This is a genomic window from Halanaerobium sp. MA284_MarDTE_T2 (genome assembly GCF_003337245.1).
In the GTDB taxonomy this organism is placed as follows: Bacteria; Bacillota; Halanaerobiia; order Halanaerobiales; family Halanaerobiaceae; genus QPJE01.
This window is the reverse complement of the sequence record NZ_QPJE01000020.1, coordinates 13,219-39,648: the sequence shown is the minus strand read 5'-3', so window position 1 is coordinate 39,648 and position 26,430 is coordinate 13,219. Positions and strand designations below refer to the sequence as shown.

The 26,430-nt window shown below is 34.2% G+C and carries 21 protein-coding genes; 3 read left to right on the top strand and 18 right to left on the bottom strand.

Annotated features, from left to right (window positions below):
• Positions 1-230: 230 nt before the first annotated feature.
• Entirely contained in the window at positions 231-725 is a 495-nt protein-coding gene (locus tag DFR78_RS12345; RefSeq protein ID WP_305037530.1) for a YecA family protein, read from the top strand.
• A 246-nt stretch (positions 726-971) separates the two neighbouring features.
• On the opposite strand, the gene DFR78_RS08985 is transcribed toward DFR78_RS12345, so the two are convergent.
• The 8 genes from DFR78_RS08985 to DFR78_RS08945 form a co-directional block, all read right to left on the bottom strand.
• Positions 972-2,141 (bottom strand): M20 family metallopeptidase, encoded by a 1,170-nt coding sequence (locus tag DFR78_RS08985; protein ID WP_114458507.1) that lies wholly within the window; start codon positions 2,139-2,141, stop codon positions 972-974.
• The gene (locus tag DFR78_RS08980; protein ID WP_114458506.1) at positions 2,134-3,327 is read right to left on the bottom strand and encodes a M20 family metallopeptidase; all 1,194 of its coding nucleotides are present in this window, start codon (positions 3,325-3,327) and stop codon (positions 2,134-2,136) included. Before DFR78_RS08980 ends, DFR78_RS08985 begins: the two co-directional genes overlap by 8 nt.
• On the bottom strand, positions 3,324-4,562 hold the full coding sequence (locus DFR78_RS08975) for a M20 family metallo-hydrolase (protein ID WP_114458505.1): 1,239 nt from the start codon (positions 4,560-4,562) through the stop codon (positions 3,324-3,326). The genes DFR78_RS08980 and DFR78_RS08975 overlap by 4 nt, the downstream gene beginning before the upstream one ends.
• A 101-nt stretch (positions 4,563-4,663) precedes the next feature.
• A complete protein-coding gene (locus DFR78_RS08970) occupies positions 4,664-5,845 on the bottom strand; it encodes a hypothetical protein (RefSeq protein ID WP_114458504.1) in 1,182 nt (393 codons plus the stop codon).
• A gap of 493 nt (positions 5,846-6,338) precedes the next feature.
• Positions 6,339-7,199 carry a zinc-ribbon domain-containing protein gene (locus DFR78_RS08965; RefSeq protein WP_158531749.1) on the bottom strand — a complete coding sequence of 287 codons (861 nt, stop codon included), beginning with the start codon at positions 7,197-7,199 and terminating at the stop codon, positions 6,339-6,341.
• Entirely contained in the window at positions 7,199-8,182 is a 984-nt protein-coding gene (locus DFR78_RS08960; RefSeq protein WP_114458502.1) for a M48 family metallopeptidase, read from the bottom strand. Before DFR78_RS08960 ends, DFR78_RS08965 begins: the two co-directional genes overlap by 1 nt.
• Before the next feature lie 70 nt (positions 8,183-8,252).
• Positions 8,253-8,621: a zinc-ribbon domain-containing protein gene (locus tag DFR78_RS08955; RefSeq protein WP_114458509.1), complete on the bottom strand. Its 369-nt coding sequence runs from the start codon at positions 8,619-8,621 to the stop codon at positions 8,253-8,255.
• Between the two features lie 299 nt (positions 8,622-8,920).
• The gene (locus DFR78_RS08945) at positions 8,921-10,351 is read right to left on the bottom strand and encodes a Na+/H+ antiporter NhaC family protein (protein ID WP_114458500.1); all 1,431 of its coding nucleotides are present in this window, start codon (positions 10,349-10,351) and stop codon (positions 8,921-8,923) included.
• A gap of 701 nt (positions 10,352-11,052) precedes the next feature.
• On the opposite strand from DFR78_RS08945, the gene DFR78_RS08940 reads away from it, so the two are divergent.
• Positions 11,053-12,405 carry an FAD-dependent oxidoreductase gene (locus DFR78_RS08940; protein ID WP_114458499.1) on the top strand — a complete coding sequence of 451 codons (1,353 nt, stop codon included), beginning with the start codon at positions 11,053-11,055 and terminating at the stop codon, positions 12,403-12,405.
• Between the two features lie 514 nt (positions 12,406-12,919).
• Positions 12,920-13,807 carry a DMT family transporter gene (locus DFR78_RS08935; protein ID WP_158531748.1) on the top strand — a complete coding sequence of 296 codons (888 nt, stop codon included), beginning with the start codon at positions 12,920-12,922 and terminating at the stop codon, positions 13,805-13,807.
• Positions 13,808-13,935: 128 nt separating this feature from the next.
• Here the strand turns inward: DFR78_RS08935 and carB are convergent, their stop codons facing one another.
• From carB to DFR78_RS08890, 10 genes are all read right to left on the bottom strand, one after another.
• Positions 13,936-17,145: a carbamoyl-phosphate synthase large subunit gene (gene carB / locus DFR78_RS08930; RefSeq protein WP_114458497.1), complete on the bottom strand. Its 3,210-nt coding sequence runs from the start codon at positions 17,143-17,145 to the stop codon at positions 13,936-13,938.
• 31 nt (positions 17,146-17,176) lie between these two features.
• A complete protein-coding gene (gene carA, locus DFR78_RS08925; RefSeq protein ID WP_114458496.1) occupies positions 17,177-18,250 on the bottom strand; it encodes a glutamine-hydrolyzing carbamoyl-phosphate synthase small subunit in 1,074 nt (357 codons plus the stop codon).
• A 365-nt stretch (positions 18,251-18,615) separates the two neighbouring features.
• Entirely contained in the window at positions 18,616-18,750 is a 135-nt protein-coding gene (locus DFR78_RS12310; protein ID WP_255416538.1) for a hypothetical protein, read from the bottom strand.
• A gap of 35 nt (positions 18,751-18,785) precedes the next feature.
• Positions 18,786-19,157: a DUF1667 domain-containing protein gene (locus tag DFR78_RS08920; protein ID WP_114458495.1), complete on the bottom strand. Its 372-nt coding sequence runs from the start codon at positions 19,155-19,157 to the stop codon at positions 18,786-18,788.
• Positions 19,157-20,401, bottom strand: coding sequence for an NAD(P)/FAD-dependent oxidoreductase (locus tag DFR78_RS08915; protein WP_114458494.1), 1,245 nt, complete (start codon positions 20,399-20,401; stop codon positions 19,157-19,159). Before DFR78_RS08915 ends, DFR78_RS08920 begins: the two co-directional genes overlap by 1 nt.
• A 1-nt stretch (position 20,402) precedes the next feature.
• Positions 20,403-21,866: an NAD(P)/FAD-dependent oxidoreductase gene (locus DFR78_RS08910; protein WP_114458493.1), complete on the bottom strand. Its 1,464-nt coding sequence runs from the start codon at positions 21,864-21,866 to the stop codon at positions 20,403-20,405.
• Positions 21,867-21,995: 129 nt separating this feature from the next.
• Positions 21,996-23,528 carry a tripartite tricarboxylate transporter permease gene (locus DFR78_RS08905; RefSeq protein ID WP_114458492.1) on the bottom strand — a complete coding sequence of 511 codons (1,533 nt, stop codon included), beginning with the start codon at positions 23,526-23,528 and terminating at the stop codon, positions 21,996-21,998.
• Entirely contained in the window at positions 23,528-24,007 is a 480-nt protein-coding gene (locus DFR78_RS08900; protein ID WP_158531747.1) for a tripartite tricarboxylate transporter TctB family protein, read from the bottom strand. Before DFR78_RS08900 ends, DFR78_RS08905 begins: the two co-directional genes overlap by 1 nt.
• An 82-nt stretch (positions 24,008-24,089) precedes the next feature.
• Positions 24,090-25,073, bottom strand: coding sequence for a tripartite tricarboxylate transporter substrate binding protein (locus tag DFR78_RS08895; RefSeq protein WP_199505593.1), 984 nt, complete (start codon positions 25,071-25,073; stop codon positions 24,090-24,092).
• A gap of 93 nt (positions 25,074-25,166) precedes the next feature.
• On the bottom strand, positions 25,167-26,426 hold the full coding sequence (locus DFR78_RS08890) for a lactate racemase domain-containing protein (protein WP_114458490.1): 1,260 nt from the start codon (positions 26,424-26,426) through the stop codon (positions 25,167-25,169).
• Positions 26,427-26,430 lie beyond the last annotated feature (4 nt).

Here is a 26,430-nt window from a genome sequence, read left to right as displayed (position 1 = left end):
ATCTGCTACAAAAGAAAGATTTGTGAGATTAACTGTAAAAAGGCTAGGTTCTATGAATAAGGAATCCTCGTGGGCTTGCCCCGAGGAGCGTCAATAGTAGTTTTAGAGGATAATAATTATCAAGAAATGCTGAAAAAATCAAAAGAAGCAAGGGAGATATTATCTGTGGGGATGCAGTCAAAGCCTTAGAAAAGATTGATGGCTATTCTTTTGAAACTTTAATAGAAGGATTGGAAGCCGGTGACTCAACTACCCATATTTTTGTCAGCAGTGGTTTAGAGCAGTTTGCTACCGATCAGGCAGCGGAAAAAACAATAGAATACTGGGAAAATGGAATTCTTGATTTTCATGAAATGTTTGTTTTGACTCTGCAGGAAATTGGCAGTAAGATTGGCTATGATTATCTGGCAGGTGAAAAGATTCAAAATATGCCTGAATATTTATTAGAGACTCTAATTATTCTGGGTACAATCCATGGTAAAAAAAGAGAAAGGCTTAAAATTTATCAGGATAATCTAAAAAAACAAAAAGATGCCAGAAAGAATAACATCTTTTCCGATCTTTTTAATCAGTCTGCAGGAGAAAACTTTAAAACTGCAGATGAAACTGACGAATATTTCCGCAACAGTGATGGGACAATTATCAGAGCCGAGGAAAAAGTGGGGCGTAATGATCCCTGCCCCTGCGGCAGTGGTAAAAAATATAAAAAATGCTGTGGAAGATAAAGCAGAAAACAGGTGAGAGCATAAGCAAAAATATCGCTTCTCTGCTATTTTGTTTAAATTTATTTGTTTGAATTGATTTTAATACAATTATTATATTTTAGTACATCAAAATTGAGAGGTAGGGAAATAATTAGTTTATTTCCCTACCTCTCACATCACCACACAGCATACCGTTCAGTACTGGGCAGTTCATTTCTGTAATAGTCTGCTTTAATTTCTAAAAGCGGCAGCAGAAGATCACAGAATTTAATATTTTTCCAGAAATTCCAGCACAAAATTAAAATAAAGACCTGTCCCTATTTTAAGACTTTCCTCATTAATATTAAACCTGGCATTATGATGAGGATAATTTTTTTCTTCATCTTCAAAACCTGCCCCAACAAAAGCTATAACACCAGGAACTTCTCTTAAATAATATGCCATATCTTCACTGCCGGTCGTTTTATCCATATCAACTAATTCTGCTTCTGAAACAACTTTTTTGGCAGCCGAACGGCCAATTTCAGTACATTTCCTATCATTTATTGTTGGTGGGGTTCCTTTTTCTATGTTAACATCAGCCTGCCCCCTATAACTTCTGGCTGTTTTTTCTGCATATCTTCTAATTGCTTCACCGGCCTGTTTTCTTGTCTCTTCTCTAAAACACCTCAAAGTACCTTCTACTGATGCTTTTTCGGGAATTACATTAAATCTGCTGCCAGATTTCATTTTGCCAAGAGTAAATACTACCGGGTCTAAAGGATTGATTTCTCTACTCAAAATTGCCTGTGAGTCCAAAATAAATGAGGAAGCAATAACTATTGGATCAATTCCCTGGTGGGGCATCGATCCATGACCACCTTTCCCGATAAAATCTATATATACATAATCTCCGGATGCCATTCTGGGACCTGCCTGAATATTAATAGTTCCTGTAGGAAGATTGGCCCAGAGGTGAATACCCATAATTCCATCCACATCTTTTAAAACTCCTTCTTCAACCATTTTAGCAGCTCCCTGCACCATCTCTTCAGCAGGCTGAAAAATAAGTTTTACATTTCCCGTTAATTCTTCTTTTATTTCTGACAGAGCTCTTGCTGCACCAAGAAGCATTGCAGTATGACCATCATGACCACATGCATGCATTATGCCTTCATTTTTTGATTTATATTCCACATCATTTTCTTCCTTTATTTCTAAAGCATCCATATCTGCACGCAGGGCAACTGTTTTCCCACTTTTGCCGCCTGCAATAAAAGCAGCAACTCCCGTTTCAGCATATTCTTCATATTCAATACCCATTTTTTCTAATTCTTCTTTTATTCTTCTGGAAGTTTTTTCTTCTTCCCAGCTCTTTTCTGGATACATATGGAACTCTCTTCTCAAATTAAGAACATAATCCTCCTGTTTTTCTAATATTTCTTTGTATTTAACCATTATTCTGCCCCCCATTATTTAAAAAATCCAAAGCAAATTGTGCATATAATCCAGCAGCTATTTTTAGAGAATCTTCATCTATATTAAATTCTGGGTGATGATGTGGAGAGCTAATTCCCTTTTCCTCATTTCTGGATCCTACAAAAGCAAAAGCTGCAGGAACTTCAGCTGCAAAAAATGAAAAATCTTCTCCACCAGTTGTTTTATCCAATTTTACAGCTGAATCTTTTCCTAAAATTTTTACAGCCGCTTTTTCTCCTATTTCTGACATTTTCTCATCATTAATTGTAGGTAAAGTTAATTTTCTGTATTCAAGTTCTGCACTGGCGCGGTAACTTTCTGCAGTTTCTTTAACAACTCTTCTTATTATATCTTCAAATTTCTGATTAATCTCTTTGCTGAAGCATCTGGTTGTTCCTTCCAGATATGATTTTTCGGGAAGAATATTACCTTTTGAACCGGAATTAAAAATATCTACACTGAGTACAGAGGGCTCCATAGGGCTTAGTTCACGGCTGACAATAGTCTGTAAATTCATGACTGCTGCTGCACCTGCCATTATAGGGTCAACACCCTGATGCGGCATTGAACCATGACCACCTTTTCCTTTTATGCGAATAATAAACTGATTAACAGACGCCATCCTTGGGCCAGCTTCCACCGATATTTTTCCACTTTCTAGATCATTCCAGATATGCAGACCAAATATACCATCTACATCCCTGACAGCACCTTCTTTTACCATTTTCTTTGCCCCGGCAGCTATTTCCTCACCTGGCTGGAAAATTAATTTTACAGTTCCTGTAAATTCTTCTTTAAGGTCATTCAAAATTTTTGCCGCAGTCAAAAGGCTGGCTGAATGTCCATCATGACCACATCCATGCATTAAGCCTTCATTCTGAGATTTATATTCTATGTCATTTGCTTCCTCAAGTTCTAATGCATCCATATCTGCTCTCAAAGCAACTTTTTTACCCTGCCCTGTACCTTTATTACCTTTTATTTCACATATTACTCCTGTTCCTGCCATTTTTTTCGCTTCTAATCCGATTTTTTTTAACTCTTCAATAATCCTCTGACAGGTTCTTTCTTCTTTCATGCTCGGTTCTGGATGCATATGGAATTCTCTTCTCATCGAAACATTATATTGATGATATTTTTCTGCAAGACTTTTTACATTACTCATTTTTTATCTCCCACCTTCAGAACCGTATGATAAATAAGTTCTATACCTTTTTGTAAATCTTCATAATCTGTCCACTCTTCAGGACAGTGACTTCTTCCATCTTTACTGGGAACAAATACCAGGCCAACATCTGTCAGACCGGCCATAATCATAGCATCATGCCCTGCTCCACTGATCATTTCTTTATATGCAAGACCTTTATCTTCAGATACTTCTTTAAAAATATCTAATATTTCTTTTGAAAGTTCAACTGGTTCAACCATAAGCATATCTTCAACATAATATTCTACACCATATTTTCTTTTGATTTCTGAAAGTGCACTATCAATTTTAGCACGAACTTCTTTTATACAGTCCAGTTTTTTGGACCTTATATCAACTGAAAACAAAGCTTCTTCGGGAACTATATTTGCTGCACCTGGTTTTATATTTAATGTTCCAACTGTAGCAACTGTACCACTGCCTGCTTTAACTGCAAAATCTTTGATCTGAGCAATCACCTCTGAGGCAGAAGAAAGAGCATCTTTACGCATATCCATAGGAGTTGTTCCTGCATGATCAGGTCTTCCTTTTACCTTAACTCGAATCTGATTGATTCCCACAATGAAACTTACCAGTCCAACATCTTTTCCTTCTTTTTCTAAAACCGGCCCCTGTTCTATATGTAGTTCAATAAAGGCTTTAAGTTTTTCGGGATCTCTTTTTGCTTTTTCTATCTCTTCTGGATTAAATCCAAATTCTTCAAATGCCTCAGCCATTGTTATTCCATCAGCATCTTTATTATTTAGCAGGTCTTCATAACTTACTCTGCCGGCCATAGCCCGACTTCCAAAAACTCCTGAACCAAATCTGCCTCCTTCTTCTTCTATCATAGCTATAAATTCTACAGGGTGTTTTGTTTTTACATTATTCTCTTCAAGAACCCTCATAATTTCAAGTGCCATTACCACACCAGCTGGGCCATCAAAATTACCACCATTTTTTACCGAATCAAAGTGAGAACCTATCATAACTACAGGTGCTTCTTTGTCTGTCCCTTCTCGTCTGCCGACAATACTGCCAGCAGGATCTTCATACACTTTTAAGCCAATTTTTTTCAGCTCACCTTTTAAATAATCTCTAGCTCCTCGGTCAGCTTTTGTTAAAGAAAATCGGGTGAGCCCTTTTCCAGGAGTAGAATTAAACTGACTGAGTGTCTCAATATCATTTATAATTCTTTCCAGATTTGTTAACATTTATGCTTTTTCTCCTTTCTTAAAACAATTATTTACTCAAACTGTTATATATCAACACTTTAAACTTATAATTACTTTTATTAAATTAATACATCAGAAATTTACAGCAGTTTGACAAAGAAACCAGCAATAATTACAGATGCAATTGTAACTGTGGTAAATCCGCCAACCAGCATCTTGGGAAGCATCTCATCTACTGCATACTGATATTCCTCATCATTTTCTGTAGCTGCTCTGGATGATTCTACTGTTAAAATATAGTTTGGTGGAAAACCATATAAGGCTGTCATTGCAATAGAAATAGCCATTTCTTTTGTATAACCAAAAGCTTTACCAATTATCATTGACATCAGAGCCATACCGGAAATACCCAATATTATTATTCCAAATAGGGGAACTGAAATTTCTGTCAGCATTGAAGGTGTCGCATCAGAAAGACCGGCAAATATAAAGGCCATCAATACAGTCATTAAAAACCCAAAAGAACCAGCTTTGACTAAAGCCTGCTCTTCTAAAAATCCAATCTCTCTTCCAATAACTCCAAATAACATGCAGACAACAAATTCATTAAGGTGAAGAACTGGGGCTGCTGCTACTGCCAGAGCGGCCACAATACCAAGTTTAACTAAAATAATATATGTAGTCTGATATTTTTCTGGAAGAGGAGGGATAATTCTAAATTTGCTCTTTTCTTCCTTCAATGATTCCTTGTTTTCCTCTTCAACTTCAACCTCTCCCCTTCTTACTTTATCTGCAAGTCGATTTGCTTCTTTTTTGAGCAGATAAGCTGTAATGGGATAACCAAAAAATCCCTGCATAACATACATTGCCGTTGCTAAAACAGCAGTTGAAGTAAGACCTTTTTCTGCTGCCGCTGTAGACATCAAAATAGAGGCAACCACACCTCCGGTAAGTGGTGGAGTTGCTGCAACAACTTTTTCCCAGCCAAATAGAAAATTACCTATAGTTAAAGTAAGGGCAATAATTCCTGCTATACCACCTAGGGCTATTACAACTGTCTTCCACTGGGCCAGAAGTTCTTTTAAACTCATTAGAGTACCCATATGAGTTAAAAGAAGATACATTGATAAATAAACAACCGGCTGTGCAAATGAACTCTGTGCCACCACATCACCAGGCAAAATTGTCCAGAAACCAATTAAAAATAATACTGCTGAGACAAAAACAGAGGGAATCATTGCTTTTGTCTTCATTGACACAAACTCTCCAACTGCCAGAATCAACAAAACAATACTAAATGCTTGAATTACATTAAAATTCATCTTATTCCTCCTACCTACTAAATTTTAGTTTTGTTTTTTATTATAACAAAAGATTTATCTACTTACAATTGTTATAAATTAACAGGAGTTTCCCCAAAATTTATTTTCAAGCTGCAAAAAGGGGCTTTAGTCATCAACGAAATTTTTAGATTTATCTAAAACTCAATTCGGGTGTGAAATAGGGCACACTAATCAATGAGTCCTCCTGACTCATGATTAGCTCACTCCATCCTGCAGTTCAACCCTATTTCTTCCTTCATTTCGTTAAGATTCATTGACTAAAAATTTCAATATTCCTGCATCTCCCCTTTTTGCAGCAGTATATAAAAAATGGGGAAAGTCCAGTTATAAATTAATAATTTGTTTGCTGTTATTATCAAAAACAATTTAATATAATTTTCCTGTTTTAACTATTTTTTACCCATTTTTTAATAAATTAAGCAAGCAAAAAATCCTGCGGAATTAATCCAGCAGAATTTTAAATAATTTCAAATTAAGATTTTGATTCTTTTAAATCATAATATACTTTTGTCAGAAGATAAAAAGAAAGCGGAAAAGTAATAATATATCCAAGCATATAAGTTTTAGCTGCAAAATAATTTATTATAAAAATAGCGATAATTATTCCAGCATAATCTACTATTTTCCCTTCTGTAAGTTTATAGCTTTTTCGGAAAGAACTGCTGGTATTTTTGTTCTGATCCAGCACCAAAAGCAACGAAAAAACAAAACGGCTGTTGAAATAAAAAAATGCTGCTGCCAGTAAAATCATCAAAATTAAAGGTGTTACAGTTCCTGGAATGGTCAATAATACCAGCATAAATGCTGCAAACAAAAATGCACTTATCAGATAAAATATAAAGTATGTTTTTGCATAATTCTGCAGATTTGAAAACAAACCATATTTTTTCAATAAAAAATCCTTAAAACTCATCCTTTCTTTTAAAAAAATTTGCATATTGAGCTTCAGATGAAAAAAAGATATTACAAATAAAGAAACACCTGCTGATATATAAAAGAAACTATATCTGCTGATCAGAAAAACAAAAAAATTAGATCTATAGATGGTACCATTATCTGCCAGAATATAAGCAGAACCAATTACAAAAAATAGTATTATAAAAGAAATTATGCCTGTAATTAAGTATCCCACTTTTTTGGGAAATTTTAATCTATCAGATTTTACACGTTTGTATCTTTCTTCATCTATATTATTAGATACTACTGTTTTATTAATACTGTTTGTTTCAGTTTGATTTCCTTCTTCATCAACTGGCTGACCACATCTTCCACAAAAAATATCATCACTGTTTAATGTATTGCCACAATTGGTACAAAAATTTTTATCTGCCATCATTTTCCACCTCTAACAATTTCACTACCACATTTAGTACAAAATTTCATATCTTTATTAATTCTGCTCCCACATTTGGTGCAGAAATTAAGCTGATCATTATCTCCTTCTAAATAAAGCGGCTCTTCAAAGGGTGTTCCTCCTGATTCTATTTTTCTGACCAATATGTCACCATATCTTCCATAATTATACCAGTTCTCTATTTCTGCTGCCCTCATTACTGTCCACGGATGTGTTGCAAACATTACACTAAAAATCTTAGCAAATTTATCAAAATTATCTTCATCAAAACCTTCAAATTCTCTTGCCTGCTGGAGAAAAGCATTATGATCAAGTCGATCAAAAACTTCTGGAGGAGCTCCACCCATTTTCATCAGTGATGTTATAACACTGGTAAAATTCTGACAGCAGAGCAAGCCGGCCCTATCAGATGTGAACTCAGACTTTCTCTTCCAGTTTAAAAGTGCCAGCTCTAAACTTGTTGAAATTAGACTGCCTAGTCCTAATGTGGCAGATCCGATTATATTACCAATATAGGGCAAATATGAAGCCATCTGATGATATAGCACATGCTCACTTTTTACATGTCCAAGCTCATGACCGAGTATAAATATTAATTCATCTCTATCGAGTAAATCATAGGCTCCACTTGTTATTACTACTATTGGTTCTTCCACACCTGCCGCAAATGCATTAATTTTAGGTTCCTGAATAATATATAAATCAGGATGATAATCCATATCAAGACGCTGACATGACTCCTGGAATAATTTATAAAGTTCAGGAAACATTTTTTCGGTAATTCTTACATTACTGCCTGTGTGGCTCACCTTCAGAATTTTATCCATACTGTATTTATTAAATTTGCGGACAAGTGTTTCCAGTCCCGGTGTGTTTTTTAGTTTCTCAAGAGCTTTTCTATCCAGCGGATGTTCGTATTCTTCAGCTCTTAACCCTTTAATGTCTTTTTTGATAGTTATCATTCCTTTTTATATAAAAAATTAAAACATCATTATTATAAATTAAAAAAAATCACATAATAACTTATACTCATTAGTTATATTTTTTAGCAAGGTGTTTTTCCAGATCATCATTCCCCTTAAAACCACAATAAAGCCAGACTGCAAGTGCTCCAATTCCTGGAATTACATAAGCTGTAACACTGCCGATTATAAAAATCAAAACTGCCTTCTTGACCATACCTTTATATAAATACCAGAATGGCCCAAATAAAAAAGCCGGCCAATTCCAGTTAGATGAACTGCTTTTCGGTGAATACTTATCTTGATTTAACCTGTTTGCTTCTTCATCAACCTTTGTACTAACTGTCAGCTGATGTTCATCTTCCACTAATTTGTGACCACAGCTTCCACAGAACTTATGATTTTCCCCTATCTCTTCTCCACATTCAGGACAAAACATAACTATCCCCTCCCAATAAAGTTATTGATAGTAAATAATATTCTTCAATCAGATGCTAAACTCCTCCTTCTTTAGTAAAAAAATACAAAAATCCTGCAATTTCTCGACAGGATTTATATAAAGATTCACATCATATTTATCCGATAATCTTTCCAGCTTATGTAATTGGATAGGGAAAAAACCAAGTTCTGAACCTACAATAGATTCGTCCATGTCAAACATTACCTTTTTTAGGAGTTTCCCCAAAATTTATTTTCAAGCTGCAAAAAGGGGGCTTTAGTCATCAACGAAATTTTTAGTTACATTATAAAACCGACTGTTAAATAAAGTATAAGGGCTAATACACCATTTAAAAGAGCATACGGAAGCTGAGTATTAACATGGTCAATATGGTCTGAAGCAGAAGCCATAGAAGCCATAATTGTTGTATCAGAAATAGGCGAGCAGTGGTCTCCCATAATTCCTCCAGATATAACTGCCCCAATAGTTGGATACAAAGGAGCCCCCATTGCAACTGCCATTTGAATACCAATTGGAATCATAATACCAAATGTTCCCCAGCTTGTACCAGTAGAAAAAGCCATAAGTGCAGAAAGTATAAATAATATTGCAGGACCAAAGCCGCCACTAATTCTGCCTTCAACTAAACTTGCCATATACTGACCTGTCTCCAGTTGGCCTATTACATTTCCTATTGCAAAAGCCGAAATAAGCAAAATAGCAACAGGAACAATAGCGCCTATTCCCTGATAAACATAATCTATATATTCTTTTAAATTCATAATACCTTTAACAATGTATAAAAATCCAGCAAAACTAATCGAAGCAAGTACTGCCCAAAAAACAGAGGTAGAGCCAGATCCCTTAAGAATATTTCCATTACCTGTAATATAAAGACTGATCGGCATCATAACAATTAAAACAATCATAGGCAAAATCATATTCCACATATTGTTTTCTGCACCTTTTTTAGGAGGAGTAGATGTTGCTTCTTCAGAAACCATAGGTGTTGCTCCATCACGAAGAACTTTTCCGGTCTCTCTAGCTCTATTTTCTGCCACAGCCATTGGACCCCAATCTTTTTCTGTAAATATGTAATAAGCAACTGCCAGAATAGCAAAAAAACTATAAAACTGAAATGGAATTGACTTTACTAAAATACCAGCAGGATTTCCTTCTATAAAACCTTTAGAAACCTGTACACCAATAACTCCCATCAGCATAGCTCCCCAGCCATTAAGTGGTATAAGGGCACAAACAGGAGCAGAAGTTGAATCACAAACATAGGCAAGCTTTTCTCTCGAGACATTAAACCTATCTGTCAGCGGTCTGGCTACAGTACCAGAAACCAGAATGGTAATAGAAGACTCTATAAAAATCACAAGTCCTATCACATAAGCCAAAAGAAGGGCCCCTTTTTTATTTTTAACCAAATTTTTCTTTTCAGTAAGATATTCAATAAAACCTCTAACTCCACCAGAAGCAGATATTACAGTTATTAAGCCGCCAACCAGAAATGAAAAAATAATTGTTTTAGTTATCCATTCTTCAGCAAAAACACCTACAATCTCATTTAAAGAAGCATTAAGTGATATAAAAAACTGCCATTCGTGAATAATCATCTCTCCTGAAAAAATACCCAAAAACAGTGAAATAAATACCTGTTTCGTTGCCACAGCAAGAATAATTGCAATTAGTGGGGGTAAAATGCTCCAGATTCCATAGTCCATTCTTATCTCTCCTAAGTTAGTTTATTTTTGAGAATCATTTTTATCTTTATTTATTTTTAGTTCCTCATATATTTTTAGTAATATTATTAACTTCTATTGCTTTTATTATAATTAAATCACAATCTAGCAACAGCAGGTGAATTTATAATCTCTTCTTTTTGCATAGTAAAACTTGAACATCAACTCTTCTCCTCCCAAAAGAAATAGTACTTGACTTTAATGATACAGTCTGTATCATTTTGGGTAATCGAGAAATAAAAAGAGCTTTAAAAATTATATAAATAAAATTTGGGCCAAGAAAATTCTCAGCCCAGGGCTCTCAAAGTTTATTAAAATATAATCTAACTTGTAAAAATAGTTTTTTAAGTTTATTTAATTTAGAAATTAATCTTTCATTATTTAAAATTATACTATTCTAAACCGATTATATCAATAGTTTAAACAAAATTCGACAAAACTTTGTTTTATGCTGTAAACTCATTCACAGACAGGATTGTGACTTTTAGACGGTTTGTACTTCTCAGACCAAATCTTTGCTTCCAATTTCTTTTAGTAGTTTGACACTTAATACAGGAGTTTTTTAACATAAAATTAACTTTAAGAATATTTTAAGCTGTTGCTGTCGTGATATAATAAAGATATATTAATAAGGTAAATTACATGCAAATAATTTTAAAATAGTAATCTAAGGAGATGAAAAAATGGAAAAAGAAGTAGTTATTATCGGTGGTAGTGATCTGGGAATTAGTACTGCTTTAAGAATTAGAGAACTCAATAAAAACATAAAGCCACTTGTCATAACAAACAATAATTTCCCCAATTTTAGCATTTGCGGAATACCCTTTTATATTAGTGGAGAAGTTAAATGCTGGCAGAATCTGGCACATAGGAAAGAGGACGATATAAGAAATAAAGGAATTGAACTTTTGCTGAATACAGAAGTTACAAATATTAACCACCAGGAAAAATATATTTTAATAAAAGAAAAAGATAAAAAAGATAATAGAAAGAAAATATTTTATAATAAACTTGTTTTAGGTACTGGTGGTAAAAATATAATTCCAAAGATTGAAGGCCTGGGTCTTCCGGGGGTCTTTTTTATGAGGTGGATGGAAGATGCTATTAATTTTAATAGATATCTGGAATCTAATAAAGTAAAAGATGCTTTAATAATTGGTGGTGGTTATGTTGGACTTGAGATGGCAGAAGCTTTGGTTAAAAGAGGATTAAATGTAACTATTGTTGAATTTTTTGATAATGTACTTACAACAGTTAATAGAAATTTTAGAGATATGGTTAAAAATGAGTTAGAAAAAAATGGTGTAAAAGTTATTACATCTACAGCTGTTAAAAAAATAGAAAAAGAAGGGGACAAATTAATTGTCACTGGAAATAACAGCCTGAAAGAAAAGGTTGATACCATTGCTGCTTCAGTTGGAACAGAGGCAAATACTAAGCTGGGAAAAGATATAGGATTAAAAAGAGGAATTAAAGGAGCTTACAAAGTTAACAGAAAAATGCAGACCAGTATTGAAGATATTTATGCTGGAGGAGATTGTGCAGAAACTTTAAACAATATTACAGATAAATATACTTATTATGCACTTGGAACAGTAGCACATAAACATGGAAGGATTATTGGAGACAATATTTGCGGTCTGGATAAAGAATTTGCAGGTGTTATTGGTACCCAATCAATCAAGTTATTTGATCTTGTAATAGCAAGAACAGGTTTAAGTGAGGAAGAAGCAGTAAAAAATGGATTTAATGTAAAAACTAAATTACTAGAAAGCTGGGATCATAAAGTTTATTATCCACCTGTATATAAAATGTATACTGAAGTTATCATTGATTCTGATAGCAGAAGGATATTGGGTGCACAGATAATGGGAAATAAAAATGCAGAAATTGCAAAAAGGATTGATATTTTTGCAGCAGCTATCTTCAATAAAATGAAAACAAATGATTTTAATCAATTAGATTTAAGTTATACCCCACCTCTTAGCAGTCCATGGGATCCTGTACAGATGGCTGTACAGGAAATAGAAAAGTAAAAATTTATTATTATATATAAATATCCAGTTTGAATCTTTATACCCTCTTAATAAGAGGGCTTTTCTTTTTTTATACTTTTTTCTACTTCCGACATATAAAAACATAACTCTAAAATCAATCTGGATAGAACTGCTGTTAATGTTAAGGAGTTTCCCCAAAATTTATTTTCAAGCTGCAAAAAGGGGGCTTTAGTCATCAACGAAATTTTTAGATTTATCTAAGACTCAATTCGGGTGTGAAATAGGGCACACTAATCAATGAGTCCTCCTGACTCATGATTAGCTCACTCCATCCTGCAGTTCAACCCTATTTCTTCCTTCATTTCGTTAAGATTCATTGACTAAAAATTTCAATATTCCTGCATCTCCCCTTTTTGCAGCAGTATATAAAAAATGGGGAAAGTCTATTTAATTGACAAAGAAAATCTCTGACTATATAATAAATGAAAATGATTGCTGACAAAAAACTTTCTTAAATAATATATTTTACTGCTTCAGGAAGGTAATGATATCTATGTCAAAAGAACATAAAAGCTATTTATACATATTATCAGCAGCTATTTTATGGGGAACAACCGGCACTGTCCTTTATTTTGCACCACTTGACACTTCACCCTTTTCTGTCGGTATAATGCGCATTACAGCTGGAACTTTCTTTTTTATAATAATAAATTTTTTAAATAAAAACAGCAGCAATTTTACAGTTCTTTCATCCAGGAAAAATATCCTTCTGGCTGGTCTATCTCTTGCCTTCTATCAGCCTTTTTTCTTTTTTGCTGTAAAAAAATCCGGAGTGGCTGTAGGCACAGCTGTCAGCATAACAAGTGCACCTGTATTTGCAGGGCTTATTAAACTAATATTTGTTAAAAAAACTCCAGAAAAAAAATGGTTTGCTGCTACACTGCTTTCAATTATTGGCTGTCTGCTTCTTTTTTCAAATAGTGAAATTAATATTAATCTCAGTGGAATTTTACTCGCTCTAGGAGCAGGTTTATCATATTCACTGTTTTCACTTTTTAATAAAAAACAGTCAGGCAATAATAGCCCTTTAACATCTATCAGCTATATTTTTCTGACTGCTTCACTGCTTTACCTGCCCCTATTTTTTATATTTGACTTCAGCTGGGCTTACAGCAGCAGTGGTCTGCCAATCGTTTTATTCCTTGGATTAATAACAGCATCTCTGCCTTTTTTCCTTTATACAAAAGGACTGGAATATTCTTCTGCAGAAACAAGTGTTACTTTAACAATTGCAGAGCCTCTTACAGCAACTCTGCTGGGAGTGTTTCTTCTCAAAGAAAAATTAAACCTGCTGACAGGACTGGGGCTTTTCCTGCTGTTATTGGGTTTTATGATTATTTTTATTAATAAAGATAGTTTGAAGAGATATTTTCATATTTAATTATAAAGTTACATTTTTAATTATAAAGTTACATTTTTTAAATTATATTGAAGATAAAAATATTATTCAGCATTAGGAATATTATTTAACAGAGGATTTTATTCATAATTATAAAAATTTATTTTGCTTTAATTATAATCCTGTAGTGCTCTGTACTCAATCTTTTCTTCTGAATTGATAGTCTTTAATACTCTAAGCATTGCTGCTGCAGTATCCAGTGATGTAAGACATGGAATTCCCATTTCTGCTGCCGCCCGCCTGATTTTAAATCCATCTCTTTCCGGTATTTTCCCCTTTGTCATCGTATTTATTACCAGGTCTATTTCATCGGCAAATATTTTTTCAACAGAGTTCGGTGATCCCTCAGATATCTTCTTGATATCTTCAACTTTAATACCTTCTTCTTTAAGCACAGCTGCTGTTCCTTCAGTTGCAGCTACCGCAAATCCAAGTTCAACAAATTCTTTAATATAATTTAAAGATTCTTTTTTATCACTATCTGCAATTGTGGCAAGTATTTTTCCTTTTTGAGGAATTTCTATTCCTGCTGCTGTTAAACCTTTATATAATGCTGTCTCATAATCTTCTGCCAGTCCCAAAACTTCTCCCGTGGATTTCATCTCTGGACCTAAATTGGTGTCAACCCTGGCAAGTTTGGAAAACGAAAAGACCGGAACTTTTACAGCTGTATGGGGTTTTTCAGGAATAATTCCACTGTTCCAGCCCATATTTTTTAATTTATGGCCCAGAATAGCTTTTGTGGCAAGCTCTATCATTGGTACACCAGTAACTTTGCTCAAATAGGGAATTGTTCTGCTTGAGCGAGGATTAACTTCTATTACATATACCTTATTATTGCTGACAACATACTGAATATTTAATACACCTTTTATTTTTAATTCTTTTGCAAGTTTGATGGTATATTCGGACACCTTTTCTTTTAATTCTTCAGAAAGTTTTTGTGGAGGATAAACAGCTATACTATCTCCAGAGTGAACCCCAGCTTTTTCTATATGTTCCATTATACCTGGAATTATAACCGTTTCACCATCAGAGACTGCATCAACTTCAATTTCATTTCCTATTAAGTACTTATCAATTAATACCGGCCGGTCTGCAGAAACTTTAACTGCATTTGCCATATATTCTTTTAATTCATTTTTATTATATACAACTTCCATAGCTCTCCCACCGAGCACATAAGAGGGTCTAACCAGTACCGGGTATTCTATTTCTTTGGCAATTTTTTCTGCTTCATTCAGCGACAGTGCCATCCTGCCATCTGGAACGGGAATATTGATTTTCTTTAACAATTTAATAAATCGTTCTCTATCTTCTGCCAGATCGATTGAATTTATTGGTGTGCCAAGTATATTAACCCCTTCATCTGCCAGATCTTTACTCAAATTTACTGCTGTCTGACCCCCAAACTGGACAATTACCCCTTCTGGCTTTTCGTTATCTACAATGTGTATAATATCTTCTTTTGTAAGTGATTCAAAATATAATCTATCTGAAGTATCAAAATCAGTGCTTACAGTTTCTGGATTGTTATTTACAATGATAGATTCGTATCCAGCTTCAGCAAGTGCCCAGGCCGAGTGGACACTGCAGTAATCAAATTCTATACCCTGACCAATTCGAATAGGCCCAGAACCAAGAACAATTACTTTTTTCTCCGCAGCTGCTTCTGCTTCATTATATTCTTCGTAAGATGAATAATAATAAGGTGTTTCTGCTTCAAACTCTGCCGCACATGTGTCAACCATTTTGTAAACTGGTTTTAGTTTATACTTTTCTCTAATGTTTTTAATTTTCGCTTCTGTATTCCCGGTAAAAATACCGATCTCTCTATCCGAAAAACCCTTTTCTTTTGCTTTTTTCAGCAGCTGTCTGTCAGGTCCTTCACTATTAACTTTATTTAACTCTTTTTCTATATCAATTATATTTTTTATTTTATTAAGAAAAAATGTGCTTATTTCAGTTATCTGAAATACTTCTTCTACAGTCCAACCTCTGCGCATAGCTTCAGCTATAATAAACAATCTGCTGTCATCTGCTTTTTTGAGAAGTTCTCTGATATCCTTATCACTTAAATCTTTACTTTCTTCTATATAAAGACCACTGCAGCCAATCTCCATTGATCTGACTGCCTTCAGCATAGAGGCTTCCAGACTTCTTTCCAGTGCCATAACTTCACCTGTGGCCTTCATCTGAGTTCCAAGTTTTCGATCAGCATAATGGAATTTATCAAAAGGCCAGCGTGGAATCTTAAATACCACATAATCCAGGGCTGGCTCAAAGCAGGCTGTAGTTTCACCTGTCACCGCATTCTTTATTTCATCCAGCCTGTATCCCAAAGCAATCTTAGCCGACACTTTTGCAATTGGATATCCTGTTGCTTTAGATGCAAGTGCACTGGAGCGGCTTACTCTGGGATTAACCTCTATTATATAATACTGAAAGCTTTCTGGATCCAGTGCATACTGAACATTACAGCCACCTTCAATTCCTAAAGCTTTTATTATTTTCAGGGCTGAACTTCTAAACATCTGATATTCTTTGTCTGTTAAAGTCTGACTGGGAGCAGCAACTATACTGTCACCGGTATGTACTCCAACCGGATCAAAATTCTCCATATTACAGACAACTATACAGTTATCACCGGCATCCCGCATAACTTCATATTCAATTTCTTTCCAGCCTTTAATACTTTTTTCTATCAAAATTTGTCCAATTAAACTGTGTTTAAATCCCCGTACAGCAATTTCTTTTAACTCTTCTAAATTCTCTGCTACTCCACCACCTGTTCCTCCCATTGTATAGGCAGGTCTAACAATCACAGGATAGCCAATTCGAGCTGCAGTTTCAGCAGCCTGCTCAATATTTTCAGCGGTTCTACTTTCCAGTACTGGTTCTCCAATCTGATTCATCAATTCTTTAAAGGTATTCCTATCTTCTGCTTTTTCTATTGTGGAAATCGGAGTTCCCAAAAGCTCTACATTTAACTCTTCTAATATACCTGTTTCTGCCAGATTAATTGCCAGATTTAAAGCAATCTGACCACCTAAAGTTGGAATCAACCCATCCGGTTTTTCTTTTTTTATAATCTCTGTAATACTCTCCAGAGTTAAAGGTTCAATATATACTCGATCTGCCATGTTTTCATCTGTCATAATTGTTGCTGGATTACTATTTATGAGTACAACTTCAATACCCTCTTCTTTTAAAGCACGACAGGCCTGACTTCCCGAATAATCAAATTCTGCTGCCTGACCAATAATAATTGGACCTGAACCAATAACCATTACCTTTTTGATATCTTTTCTCAGCGGCATATTTTCCTCCTATTGTGCTGTTTTATTATCTTTAATCAAACATTTCTATAAATTGATCAAATAAATAATGCGAATCTTCCGGGCCAGGTGAAGCCTCCGGATGATATTGTACCGAAAAAGCTGGATACTTTTTGTGTTCAATACCCTCAACAGTACCGTCATTAACATTTACATGTGTTAAATTTAAATCAAGTTCTGAAAGTGATTTATCATCAAGTGCAAATCCATGATTTTGAGAAGTTATATAAACTTTATTTGTTTTGAAATCTTTAACAGGATGATTTGCTCCACGGTGTCCAAATTTCAATCTAAAGGTTTTCGCCCCACAGGCTTTTCCCAAAAGCTGATGGCCGAGACAGATTCCAAACAGCGGCAGCTTTCCAAGCAGTTTTTTTATTGTTTCTGCAGCATAATCTGCATCATCCGGATCACCAGGCCCATTGGAAATCATTACCCCATCTGCTCTGTATGCTAATATTTCAGCAGCAGACATATCTGCCGGTACAACTATAACTTCACAGTCACGCTTCAAAAGTGAATTTTTAATATTATCTTTTGCTCCACAGTCGATTAATACTACTCTGTATTTATTATTACTGCCATATTTCTGCACATCTTTGCTGCTGACCAGTGAAACCAGATCTCTTCCAGAAAGACCGAGAACATTCTTAGCTTTCTCTATTAACTTATTTTCCGTTTCTTGTTCAGCCGTTATAATTCCTCTCATTGTTCCCCGGCTGCGAAGTATTTTCGTAAGTGCTCTTGTATCAATACCGCTGATTGCTGTTATATTGTTATTAACCAGATAATCATTTAACTTTTCTCTACTTCTCCAATTTTCAGGATTTTCAGCAAACTCCCTGACAATAAACCCATTTAAATGTGGTCTTGAAGATTCAAAGTCGTCTTTATTTATACCATAATTTCCAATCAGCGGATATGTCATACAGACTATCTCACCTTTGTATGAGGGATCGGTTAATATTTCCTGATATCCTGTCATACTGGTATTAAAGACCACTTCACCAGCTGCTTCATTTTCTGCTCCAAATATGCTGCCTTTAAAAATACTGCCATCTTCTAAAACAAGCCTAGCTTTCTTCATTATCAGCCTCCTGCTAAAATATTTTAGAAATAAAAAAACTCCTCACCAGATAAACTGATAAGAAGTTAAATTGGCAGGGCGAAATATTACCTTGCTCTTAAATATCTCCTTTTCAGTCTCTCTGGACTGATTTAAAGGGAAATAATATTAAGTTTTAAATAAAAATTTAAATAAAAAATCTTCTTACGGCAAGTAAGAAGGGAATTTTGTCTATATTTTTCCTTACTAGCCTCTCTGGACTAATTTAAAGAACAATTTATTTTCACCAATAATATCATAGCATCATACATAAGTCAAGCAGATTAGAATATTTCTTTAAATAAATATCCTGCCAGAAAATTCCAGCAGGATTAAATATCTTTATATTAAACCAGTAAAGCAGGTACAAGTGGATTTAAACCTGACCCTTCAGCTGATAGTCCATCAAAATTACCATTTGCTATAATTACTGCAGTCACTATTCCGATTATTAATCCTAATTTTCTTTTATGTTTAAGCAAACTGCACCTCCAGAAATATTATTAATTATTATTATCTATATATTTATTTTAACTTCTCTTGTAGCAACAATACTGCAGTCTAATCCAGCAGGAGAATCTAAAATAACATCTCCTACTGAAACAGGGGCTTTTACTCTCAGGTCATCAATTACATCCATAATATCCATTACTTTTTCTAATGGAACTGGTTTATCAGTCTTTACACTTACAAGAGAAGTATCCCCGCCTTCAACCATCACTGAAGAAGTCAGTGTCCGCATTGGATTTTTAATTTCCTGTTTTGCATAATCATTACCCTTTGGACACAGTGCACCTTCAATTTCTATTATCTCATCATCCAGGTATTTTATTTTTATATCACATCCATTTGGACATAATATACAGGAAATATCTTTTTCTTCTGTCATTATTCAGCCACCACCTTTATCGTTGATTTTTCCAGTGGTTTAAATTTTTCACTGCTGACTTTTATCTTTATCATTTCCGATGGATTTACTTTTTCAAAATTCTCTTCATGAAGAATTTTTCCATCGGCTGCAATTTTTATAGTTTTCTCATTATCCGGTTTTCTAACCCGCATAGAAAATATCTGATCTTTTTCTTTAGAAATAACCTGTGGTATTACATATCCTATTCCACTTCCGGCTTCCACAAAAATATTATCTTTGTTCAATTTGTGGCCTTTTTTAATATATTCAGCTGCTGCTTTACCAGCTTTTTCTGCTTCATCAGAAACAAAGTCCACCAGATCATGTACATGAAGAACATTTCCACAGGAAAATATTCCGTCAACATTTGTTTCCAGGTTATCTTTCACCACTGCTCCACCTGTTGTGTCATCTAATTGAACATTTGCCTTTTTAGAAAGCTCATTTTCGGGAATAAGTCCAACAGAAAGAATTAAAGTATCACATTCTATTTCATATTCTGTACCTTCAATTGGATTAAATGATTCATCAACCTCTGCTGCAGTAACTGACTCAAGTCTGTCTTCACCTTTAACATCTATTACAGTCTGACTTAGTTTTAAGGGGATATTATAATCAACAAGACACTGGTTAATATTTCTCCTTAATCCATTTGAATAAGGCATAATCTCGAGTACTGCTTTAACATCAGCACCCTCCAGTGTCAGCCTTCTTGCCATAATTAAACCTATGTCGCCAGAACCCAGAATAACAATTTTCTTGCCAACCTGTATATTCTGCAGATTCATTAGATTCTGTGCCAGTCCTGCTGTATATATACCTGAAGGTCTGTCACCTGGCAGGCTTATTCCACCAGCTGTTCTTTCTCTACTTCCCATTGCTAAAATTACAGCTTCTGCTTTTATGTGGAGAATACCGTCATTTTCGTTAAATGCTTTTAATTCTTTTTCATCTGTTAATTCTGTTACAATAGTATTTGTCATAATTTCTAATTCTTTTTCTCTAACTTTATCTATATAGCGGTGTGCATATTCAGGTCCTGTCAGCACTTCCTTAAATTTGTGCAGACCAAAACCATCGTGAATACACTGATTTAAGATTCCACCCGGTCTCTCTTCTCTTTCAATAATTAATATATCTTCAATTCCATCCTCATATGCAGCAAGTGCGGCTGCTAATCCTGCCGGTCCTGCTCCTATGATTACAAGTTCTTTTTTCATCATTTTATCCCCACCCCTTTGCCTGTCCAGCAAACAGATTGGAGTTATTGCCTTCCAGCTTAATTTCTTCCAGATCCATATCAAATTCATCCTGCATGATCTTTATTATTCTGGCCATACAGTAGCCTCCCTGACATCTTCCCATAGTAGCTCTGGCTCTGTATTTAACTCCTTTGAGTGTCTGTACTCCAAGCGGATTATTTAAAGCATCTATTATTTCCTGTTTGGTTATATTTTCACACCTGCATACTATTTCTCTGTAATTTGGATTGTCTTCAGCAAGCTCTTTCTGTTTTTCTTCGGGAAGTTCATAAAATTTGGTTATTCCTTTTCTTGTTTTCTTAAAATCTTTATCTTCTCTTAATTTTTCCATTTCATCTATCATCTCTACAACATATTTTGCAATACCCGGTGCAGAAGTAAGTCCCGGTGATTCAATTCCAATCAGGTTAATAAAGTTATCATATTTAGGACTTTTTTCTATCACAAAATCTGTAAACCCACCAACTTCTGGTGGAACAATTTTGCTTCTGATACCGGAATAGCTTCTTATTACCATATCTCTGGTTATTTTAGGAAGAAAATCTCTTGCTTCTTTTATCAGTTTATCCATTACTTCTTTTGTAGTTGCTTCATTATCAACACTATCAATATACTCATTGCTTGGTCCTATCAAAATATTTCCCTCTACAGTCGGGGTAAGGTGTATTCCTAAACCTCCAGCATTTTCTGGTGGTACCGGATAGACAAGTCTGGACATAAGTCCTGATGCATTTTTATCCAGTACATAATATTCACCCCGACAGGGATATATTTTATATCTATCTTCACCGGAAAAAGCTGCAATTTCATCTGAATAAAGTCCGGCAGAATTGATAACATAATCTGTTAGTATTTCTCCCCTGTCTGTTTTGACAGAGAATTTGGAATTCTTTTTGCTTATTTCTACAACCTTTGTATTCAGGCTGATCTCTACACCGTTTTGGTGTGCGTTCTCTGCAAAGGCTATTGTAAGCTCATATGGGCTTGTAATCGCACTGTTGGGAGAATACATAGCTGCTTTACCGGATATATTCGGTTCTTTTTCTTCTATAAAATCTTCACCAACTATATACAGTTCTGCTCCATTTTTTCTACCTATGTACTGCAGATTGTACAGTTCAGCAATCTGTTTTTCTTCAACAGCTACTACCAGCTTACCTGTTTTTTCATAAGGAACATCCAGTTCACTGCAGATTTCTTCAAAATGGCTGTTGCCGTACATACATACATCTGCTTTAAGTGATCCGACTGGTGCTGTAAAACCAGAATGAACCACTCCACTGTTGCTGTTGCTTGCCCCCTGGCCAACATCATTTTCTTTTTCAATCAGCAATACATCAGTTTTATATCTGCTGAGTTCTCTGGCAATGGCAGTGCCGACTACACCACCTCCTATTATTGCAATATCGTAGTTTTGTTTTTTCAAAACTGGCCCTCCTATTCGTCATTATGAGTTTTATTAAAGTTAAATTCTTTATAAAATATTCCAAAAATTTATTCATATTTAAGGCAATATATTAAAATATTGTAAACAATAAAATTAAATTTCCCATATCTAATCACTGCTAACTGAAACCTCTTCACTAGCAAGAGGTGTCTTTTTAAAGAGAAGAAAATACATAAAGATAACTGTTAAAACTAAGAATATTATACTATCCCATTCTGTAAAAAATATCATTATATTCCCATGACTCAAATTAAGTGCTCTTCTGAAAAATTCTTCCATCATACCACCCAATATATAACCTAAAAGAAATGATACAGTGGGATAATTATTTTTGCGTAAAAAATATGCAAAAACTCCAAATAAAAGTGTTAATCCCATTTGAAACACAGAATAAGTTGATACATATCCGCCAACCATAGAAATAGCAGCAATACTTGAATATAAAACACCTTTATTAATAGACACTATCTTCATATAATATGGTCCAAATATATATAATGTTAGTGGAAGAAGAACAATGGCGCTTATAAAAAGAGCTGCAAACATAGGAGCAATTAAATGAAACTGATTTTCCAAAAGCTGTGGACCAGGATTTAATCCATTAATTATAAGAACACCTAAAACTATAGCACTGGTGGCATCACCCGGAATTCCAAATGTTAGCATTGGTACAAGTGCTCCACCGCACATTCCATTATTTGCTGCTTCTGCACATGCAATACCTTCAATACTCTCTCCACCAAATTTTTCAGGATGTTTTGATGATCTTATAGCTTCTGCATACGAAACAAAAGCAGCCATAGAGCCACCGGCTCCGGGCAAAACACCAGTAAAAAATCCTATTAAAGAACTCTTTAAATATTTCCAAACACCTATCTCGCGTATTTCTTTAAAAGTTGGGATAAAATCTTTTCTATAAATCTTTATACTTTCATCTTCTATTTCTGCAATTTTTTTATCTCCAGTTTCTGATTGAAGCAGCAGTTCACTTATAGCAAAAGTACCAATAATAACAGGCATTAGTTGTACTCCTCCTGTTAACTTGGTAACTCCAAATGTAAGACGAGCAACGGGCTCCATCAAATCAATACCTATTGTACCAATAAGTATTCCGAAAAGTGTTGCCAAAGCTCCTTTAGAAAACGATTTTCCTCTCTGTGCCAATATTATAACTACTAGAGCAAAAAATATAAGAGAAAATTTTCCAGGAGTTTTAATCAATAAAGATACCTGAGCAGCTACAGGTACAAATATTATTAATAAAATACTTCCAATAGCACCTCCAACCATCGAAGCAAAAGCTGCGTGTCCTAATGCCTTTGCACCTTCACCTTTCTTCATTAGAGGATAACCTTCTATGGCTGTCATCATTCCCGACGGAGCACCTGGAATGTTTATCGTTGTAGCAGTTATACTACCAGAATAAATTCCCGACATAAATATAGACATACACATAACCAATGCAGCAGTAGTGTCCATGCTATATGTTATAGGTAAAAGCAAAGCAATTGCTAAACAAGAAGTAAGTCCAGGTACTGCTCCAAAAAAAGTACCAATTAAAAATCCCAGAACTAAATGTATAAATATTACCGGATTCAATAATACAAAAAATCCTTGAATTACCCCACTTATATAGTCCATCAATATATCCCTCCAATTTTTGGCAAATGTACTGTTGGTAGTCTAACTCCAAAAATAACTTCAAATAATAAATAAACGGTACCGGTTATCATTAAAGCAGCAACCACCGCTTTGATTTTGCCTTTTTTAGGATTAAAAATCATAATTAAACTAAATGCGTACAAAAATGTTGATAAACTAAATCCAATCACTTTAAAAATATTTATATAAATAAAACTTACAATTACAACCCATGTTGGGTGTTTTAAAGTTGATAAGTCAAAATCAAAACCTTTTTCTTCTTTAAAACCCTTTATAAAAATAACTATATCAGCAAAATACATTAAACTTAAAACAATTATTGGAAAAAAAGTTGGACTGATTTTACCATTTACTAATGGTGGTGCAGTTTCTAAAGCTTCAAATAAAAAAACAGTAATTATTATAAAGAATATAATTGATACTAATATTGTTCCATTTATGATTTTTTTAAAGTTCAATCTAATTCCTCCTCTTCTTTATCTCCCCACCTATTATATAATAGGTGGGGAGTATACATAATTAGAAGTTATTGTGTGTATACTATTGTTCAATTACTCCTTGTTCAACTAACTCATCCATAATGGAGAAATACTCTTCCTGCATATTGCTAGCCCAATCTGTAATTTCATCTCTTCCCATCCAACTTGATACTACACCAATCTGTTTTAACCAGGTCTGGAATTCTTCACTCTGATGTGCTTTGTGAATTGCTTCCTCTAAAATCTTTACTCTATCTTCTGGTGTTCCTTCTGGAGCTGCAAATACTACAAAACTTCCCATTTCTAATTCATGTCCAAGTTCATTCATAGTTGGAACATTATTAAATTGTGGATTTCTTCCTGATCCCATGGAAACTAAAGGTCGTACCTGACCTGATTGAATTAAAGGAGCAAAATCTCCCATACTTGTAATAACTGCATCTACTTCGCCAGACAATACTGCTTCTTTCTGTGCTCCTGCTCCAGATGGGTAAGAAATCAAATTGAATTCAACTCCTAATAAATCCTGTATTCTTAAAGCAGTCAGATGAACTCTCGAACCTTTTCCTTGAATACCTATTACTAACTCACCCGGATTTTTTTCCGCTGATTCAATAAATTCTTCAAAACTTTCCCATTTTGATTTTCCACTTACCATAAGTGAATCTGCTTCCTGAGTTACACGACAAATCAATTCTAGTTTATCTAAACTATATCCAGGAACTAGATTTTGTCTCGGTACAGTAATTATACTGTCATATGTTAATGAACCAATTGTATAACCATCTGGTATTGAACTCATTACCTCATAAACTCCTATTCCGCTTACTCCACCGGTAATATTTTCTACATACATTGAAACTGGTAAATGTTCTTCTGCCATTTTAGCAACCTGTCTATTTATTGCATCTGTTCCTCCACCAGCATCCCAAGGACAAACTATCTTAATATCCTTATTAGGATAATCAGCTGCATAAACATTTGCTCCCACAAAGAATATTACCACCATTAATGTTAAAGCAACTACTAATATTTTACTTCTCAAAATATTCTCCTCCTTTTTTATTAGCGTCAGTAATAACTCGACCAAAACAAATAATTTTTACCTACTGTTCATTATTTTTTCTTTTTCACCCCCTTAGTTTAAAATATATTTCATTACTAAATTTCCTTCTTGATCATATTTAATATTTTCCCAGTCATTTTCTGATTTTATTTCTATATTTTCTTTAATTTCATCCCAAATAACTTCAGAAACATATAAATTTTCTAAATCTAATGTGTTTTTCATAATTATAATTCTAGGTTTTTCTCCTGGTAGATTCCAAATAGCTTCAAGAGCTGCTTCAATTCCTTCTTTTTCTGTTTTAAATACCATAGGAATTCTTGCCCTTTCAAAAAAAGTACTGGTAATAGCATTAGCATAGGTTGATTTATAATTTATCTTATTAAAAAGTTTCTCAGTAATTAAATCTGCTATTCCAATTCCCATAGCATTCCCCTGTGTCTCCGGTGTTAAATCTAAAACCATGATTTTTTTTATTTGAGGAAGATTAAATTCTTCAACCGGTCCCATAATACCACCAATAATATTAGTATCAATACCAGTTCCACTAATATTTTTACCCATTTCCTTAATTATTAAAAGATCTATGTCTTTAACTGGAAGAGAGGGAAAAAGATTCTTGCATTCCTGCAATAGTTCAGTATCAACTTCCCAGAAAGATTCTGGCCTGGCTGCCTTTAATTTAAATGTTTTATCATAAGCATTTTCTAAAATTGCAAGTCCACATACAACAGGTGCTTTTTTCAAAATTACTTTTGCAAATTCTACAATATAATTTCTAAGTCCATCTACTCCCAATGAGTGAACTAATTTTGCTCCTTTATGATTACCCAATCCTACTGCCAATATTTTATGTAACCCACTTTCAATTTCTGATTTAAATCCAGTATGAACTTTAACTCTATTAACTGCAATAATCCCATCAGATTCATATGCTATTTTATCAAAATATACTGGCAGTCCATTTTCAATCTCTCCTAATTTTATTACATCCATAGTTGCTTCTATTGGTACTCCCATTTCTTTTTCTGTTATACCATATTTGGCTAATATAGCCAGTTGGCCTTCTGCATAAGCACCACCATGTGACCCCATTGAAGGAGTAATAAACGGTACTCCTTTTCTTTTTTTTACTTCCTGAATAACACTCTTTATAATAGACTTAATATTATCAATTCCTCGACTGCCTACAGTTATACAAATTTTCATACCTGGTTTTATTATTTTATCAAAATTGATTTTTTCAAATTCTTTTCTAATTTCAGCAGGAATATCATCAATAAACTCATTATTAAATGACTGCGTAATTTTCCTCATTTTTATTTTTTTCATCAGT

What these genes read in the sequence shown, in the direction of transcription:
- DFR78_RS08985 (WP_114458507.1), bottom strand. Translation starts at nt 2,141, where the DNA reads ATGGTTAAATACAAAGAAATATTAGAAAAACAGGAGGATTATGTTCTT.
- DFR78_RS08980 (WP_114458506.1), bottom strand. Translation starts at nt 3,327, where the DNA reads ATGAGTAATGTAAAAAGTCTTGCAGAAAAATATCATCAATATAATGTT.
- DFR78_RS08975 (WP_114458505.1), bottom strand. Translation starts at nt 4,562, where the DNA reads ATGTTAACAAATCTGGAAAGAATTATAAATGATATTGAGACACTCAGT.
- DFR78_RS08970 (WP_114458504.1), bottom strand. Translation starts at nt 5,845, where the DNA reads ATGAATTTTAATGTAATTCAAGCATTTAGTATTGTTTTGTTGATTCTG.
- DFR78_RS08965 (WP_158531749.1), bottom strand. Translation starts at nt 7,199, where the DNA reads ATGGCAGATAAAAATTTTTGTACCAATTGTGGCAATACATTAAACAGT.
- DFR78_RS08960 (WP_114458502.1), bottom strand. Translation starts at nt 8,182, where the DNA reads ATGATAACTATCAAAAAAGACATTAAAGGGTTAAGAGCTGAAGAATAC.
- DFR78_RS08955 (WP_114458509.1), bottom strand. Translation starts at nt 8,621, where the DNA reads ATGTTTTGTCCTGAATGTGGAGAAGAGATAGGGGAAAATCATAAGTTC.
- DFR78_RS08945 (WP_114458500.1), bottom strand. Translation starts at nt 10,351, where the DNA reads ATGGACTATGGAATCTGGAGCATTTTACCCCCACTAATTGCAATTATT.
- DFR78_RS08940 (WP_114458499.1), top strand. Translation starts at nt 11,053, where the DNA reads ATGGAAAAAGAAGTAGTTATTATCGGTGGTAGTGATCTGGGAATTAGT.
- DFR78_RS08935 (WP_158531748.1), top strand. Translation starts at nt 12,920, where the DNA reads ATGTCAAAAGAACATAAAAGCTATTTATACATATTATCAGCAGCTATT.
- carB (WP_114458497.1), bottom strand. Translation starts at nt 17,145, where the DNA reads ATGCCGCTGAGAAAAGATATCAAAAAGGTAATGGTTATTGGTTCAGGT.
- carA (WP_114458496.1), bottom strand. Translation starts at nt 18,250, where the DNA reads ATGAAGAAAGCTAGGCTTGTTTTAGAAGATGGCAGTATTTTTAAAGGC.
- DFR78_RS08920 (WP_114458495.1), bottom strand. Translation starts at nt 19,157, where the DNA reads ATGACAGAAGAAAAAGATATTTCCTGTATATTATGTCCAAATGGATGT.
- DFR78_RS08915 (WP_114458494.1), bottom strand. Translation starts at nt 20,401, where the DNA reads ATGATGAAAAAAGAACTTGTAATCATAGGAGCAGGACCGGCAGGATTA.
- DFR78_RS08905 (WP_114458492.1), bottom strand. Translation starts at nt 23,528, where the DNA reads ATGGACTATATAAGTGGGGTAATTCAAGGATTTTTTGTATTATTGAAT.
- DFR78_RS08890 (WP_114458490.1), bottom strand. Translation starts at nt 26,426, where the DNA reads ATGAAAAAAATAAAAATGAGGAAAATTACGCAGTCATTTAATAATGAG.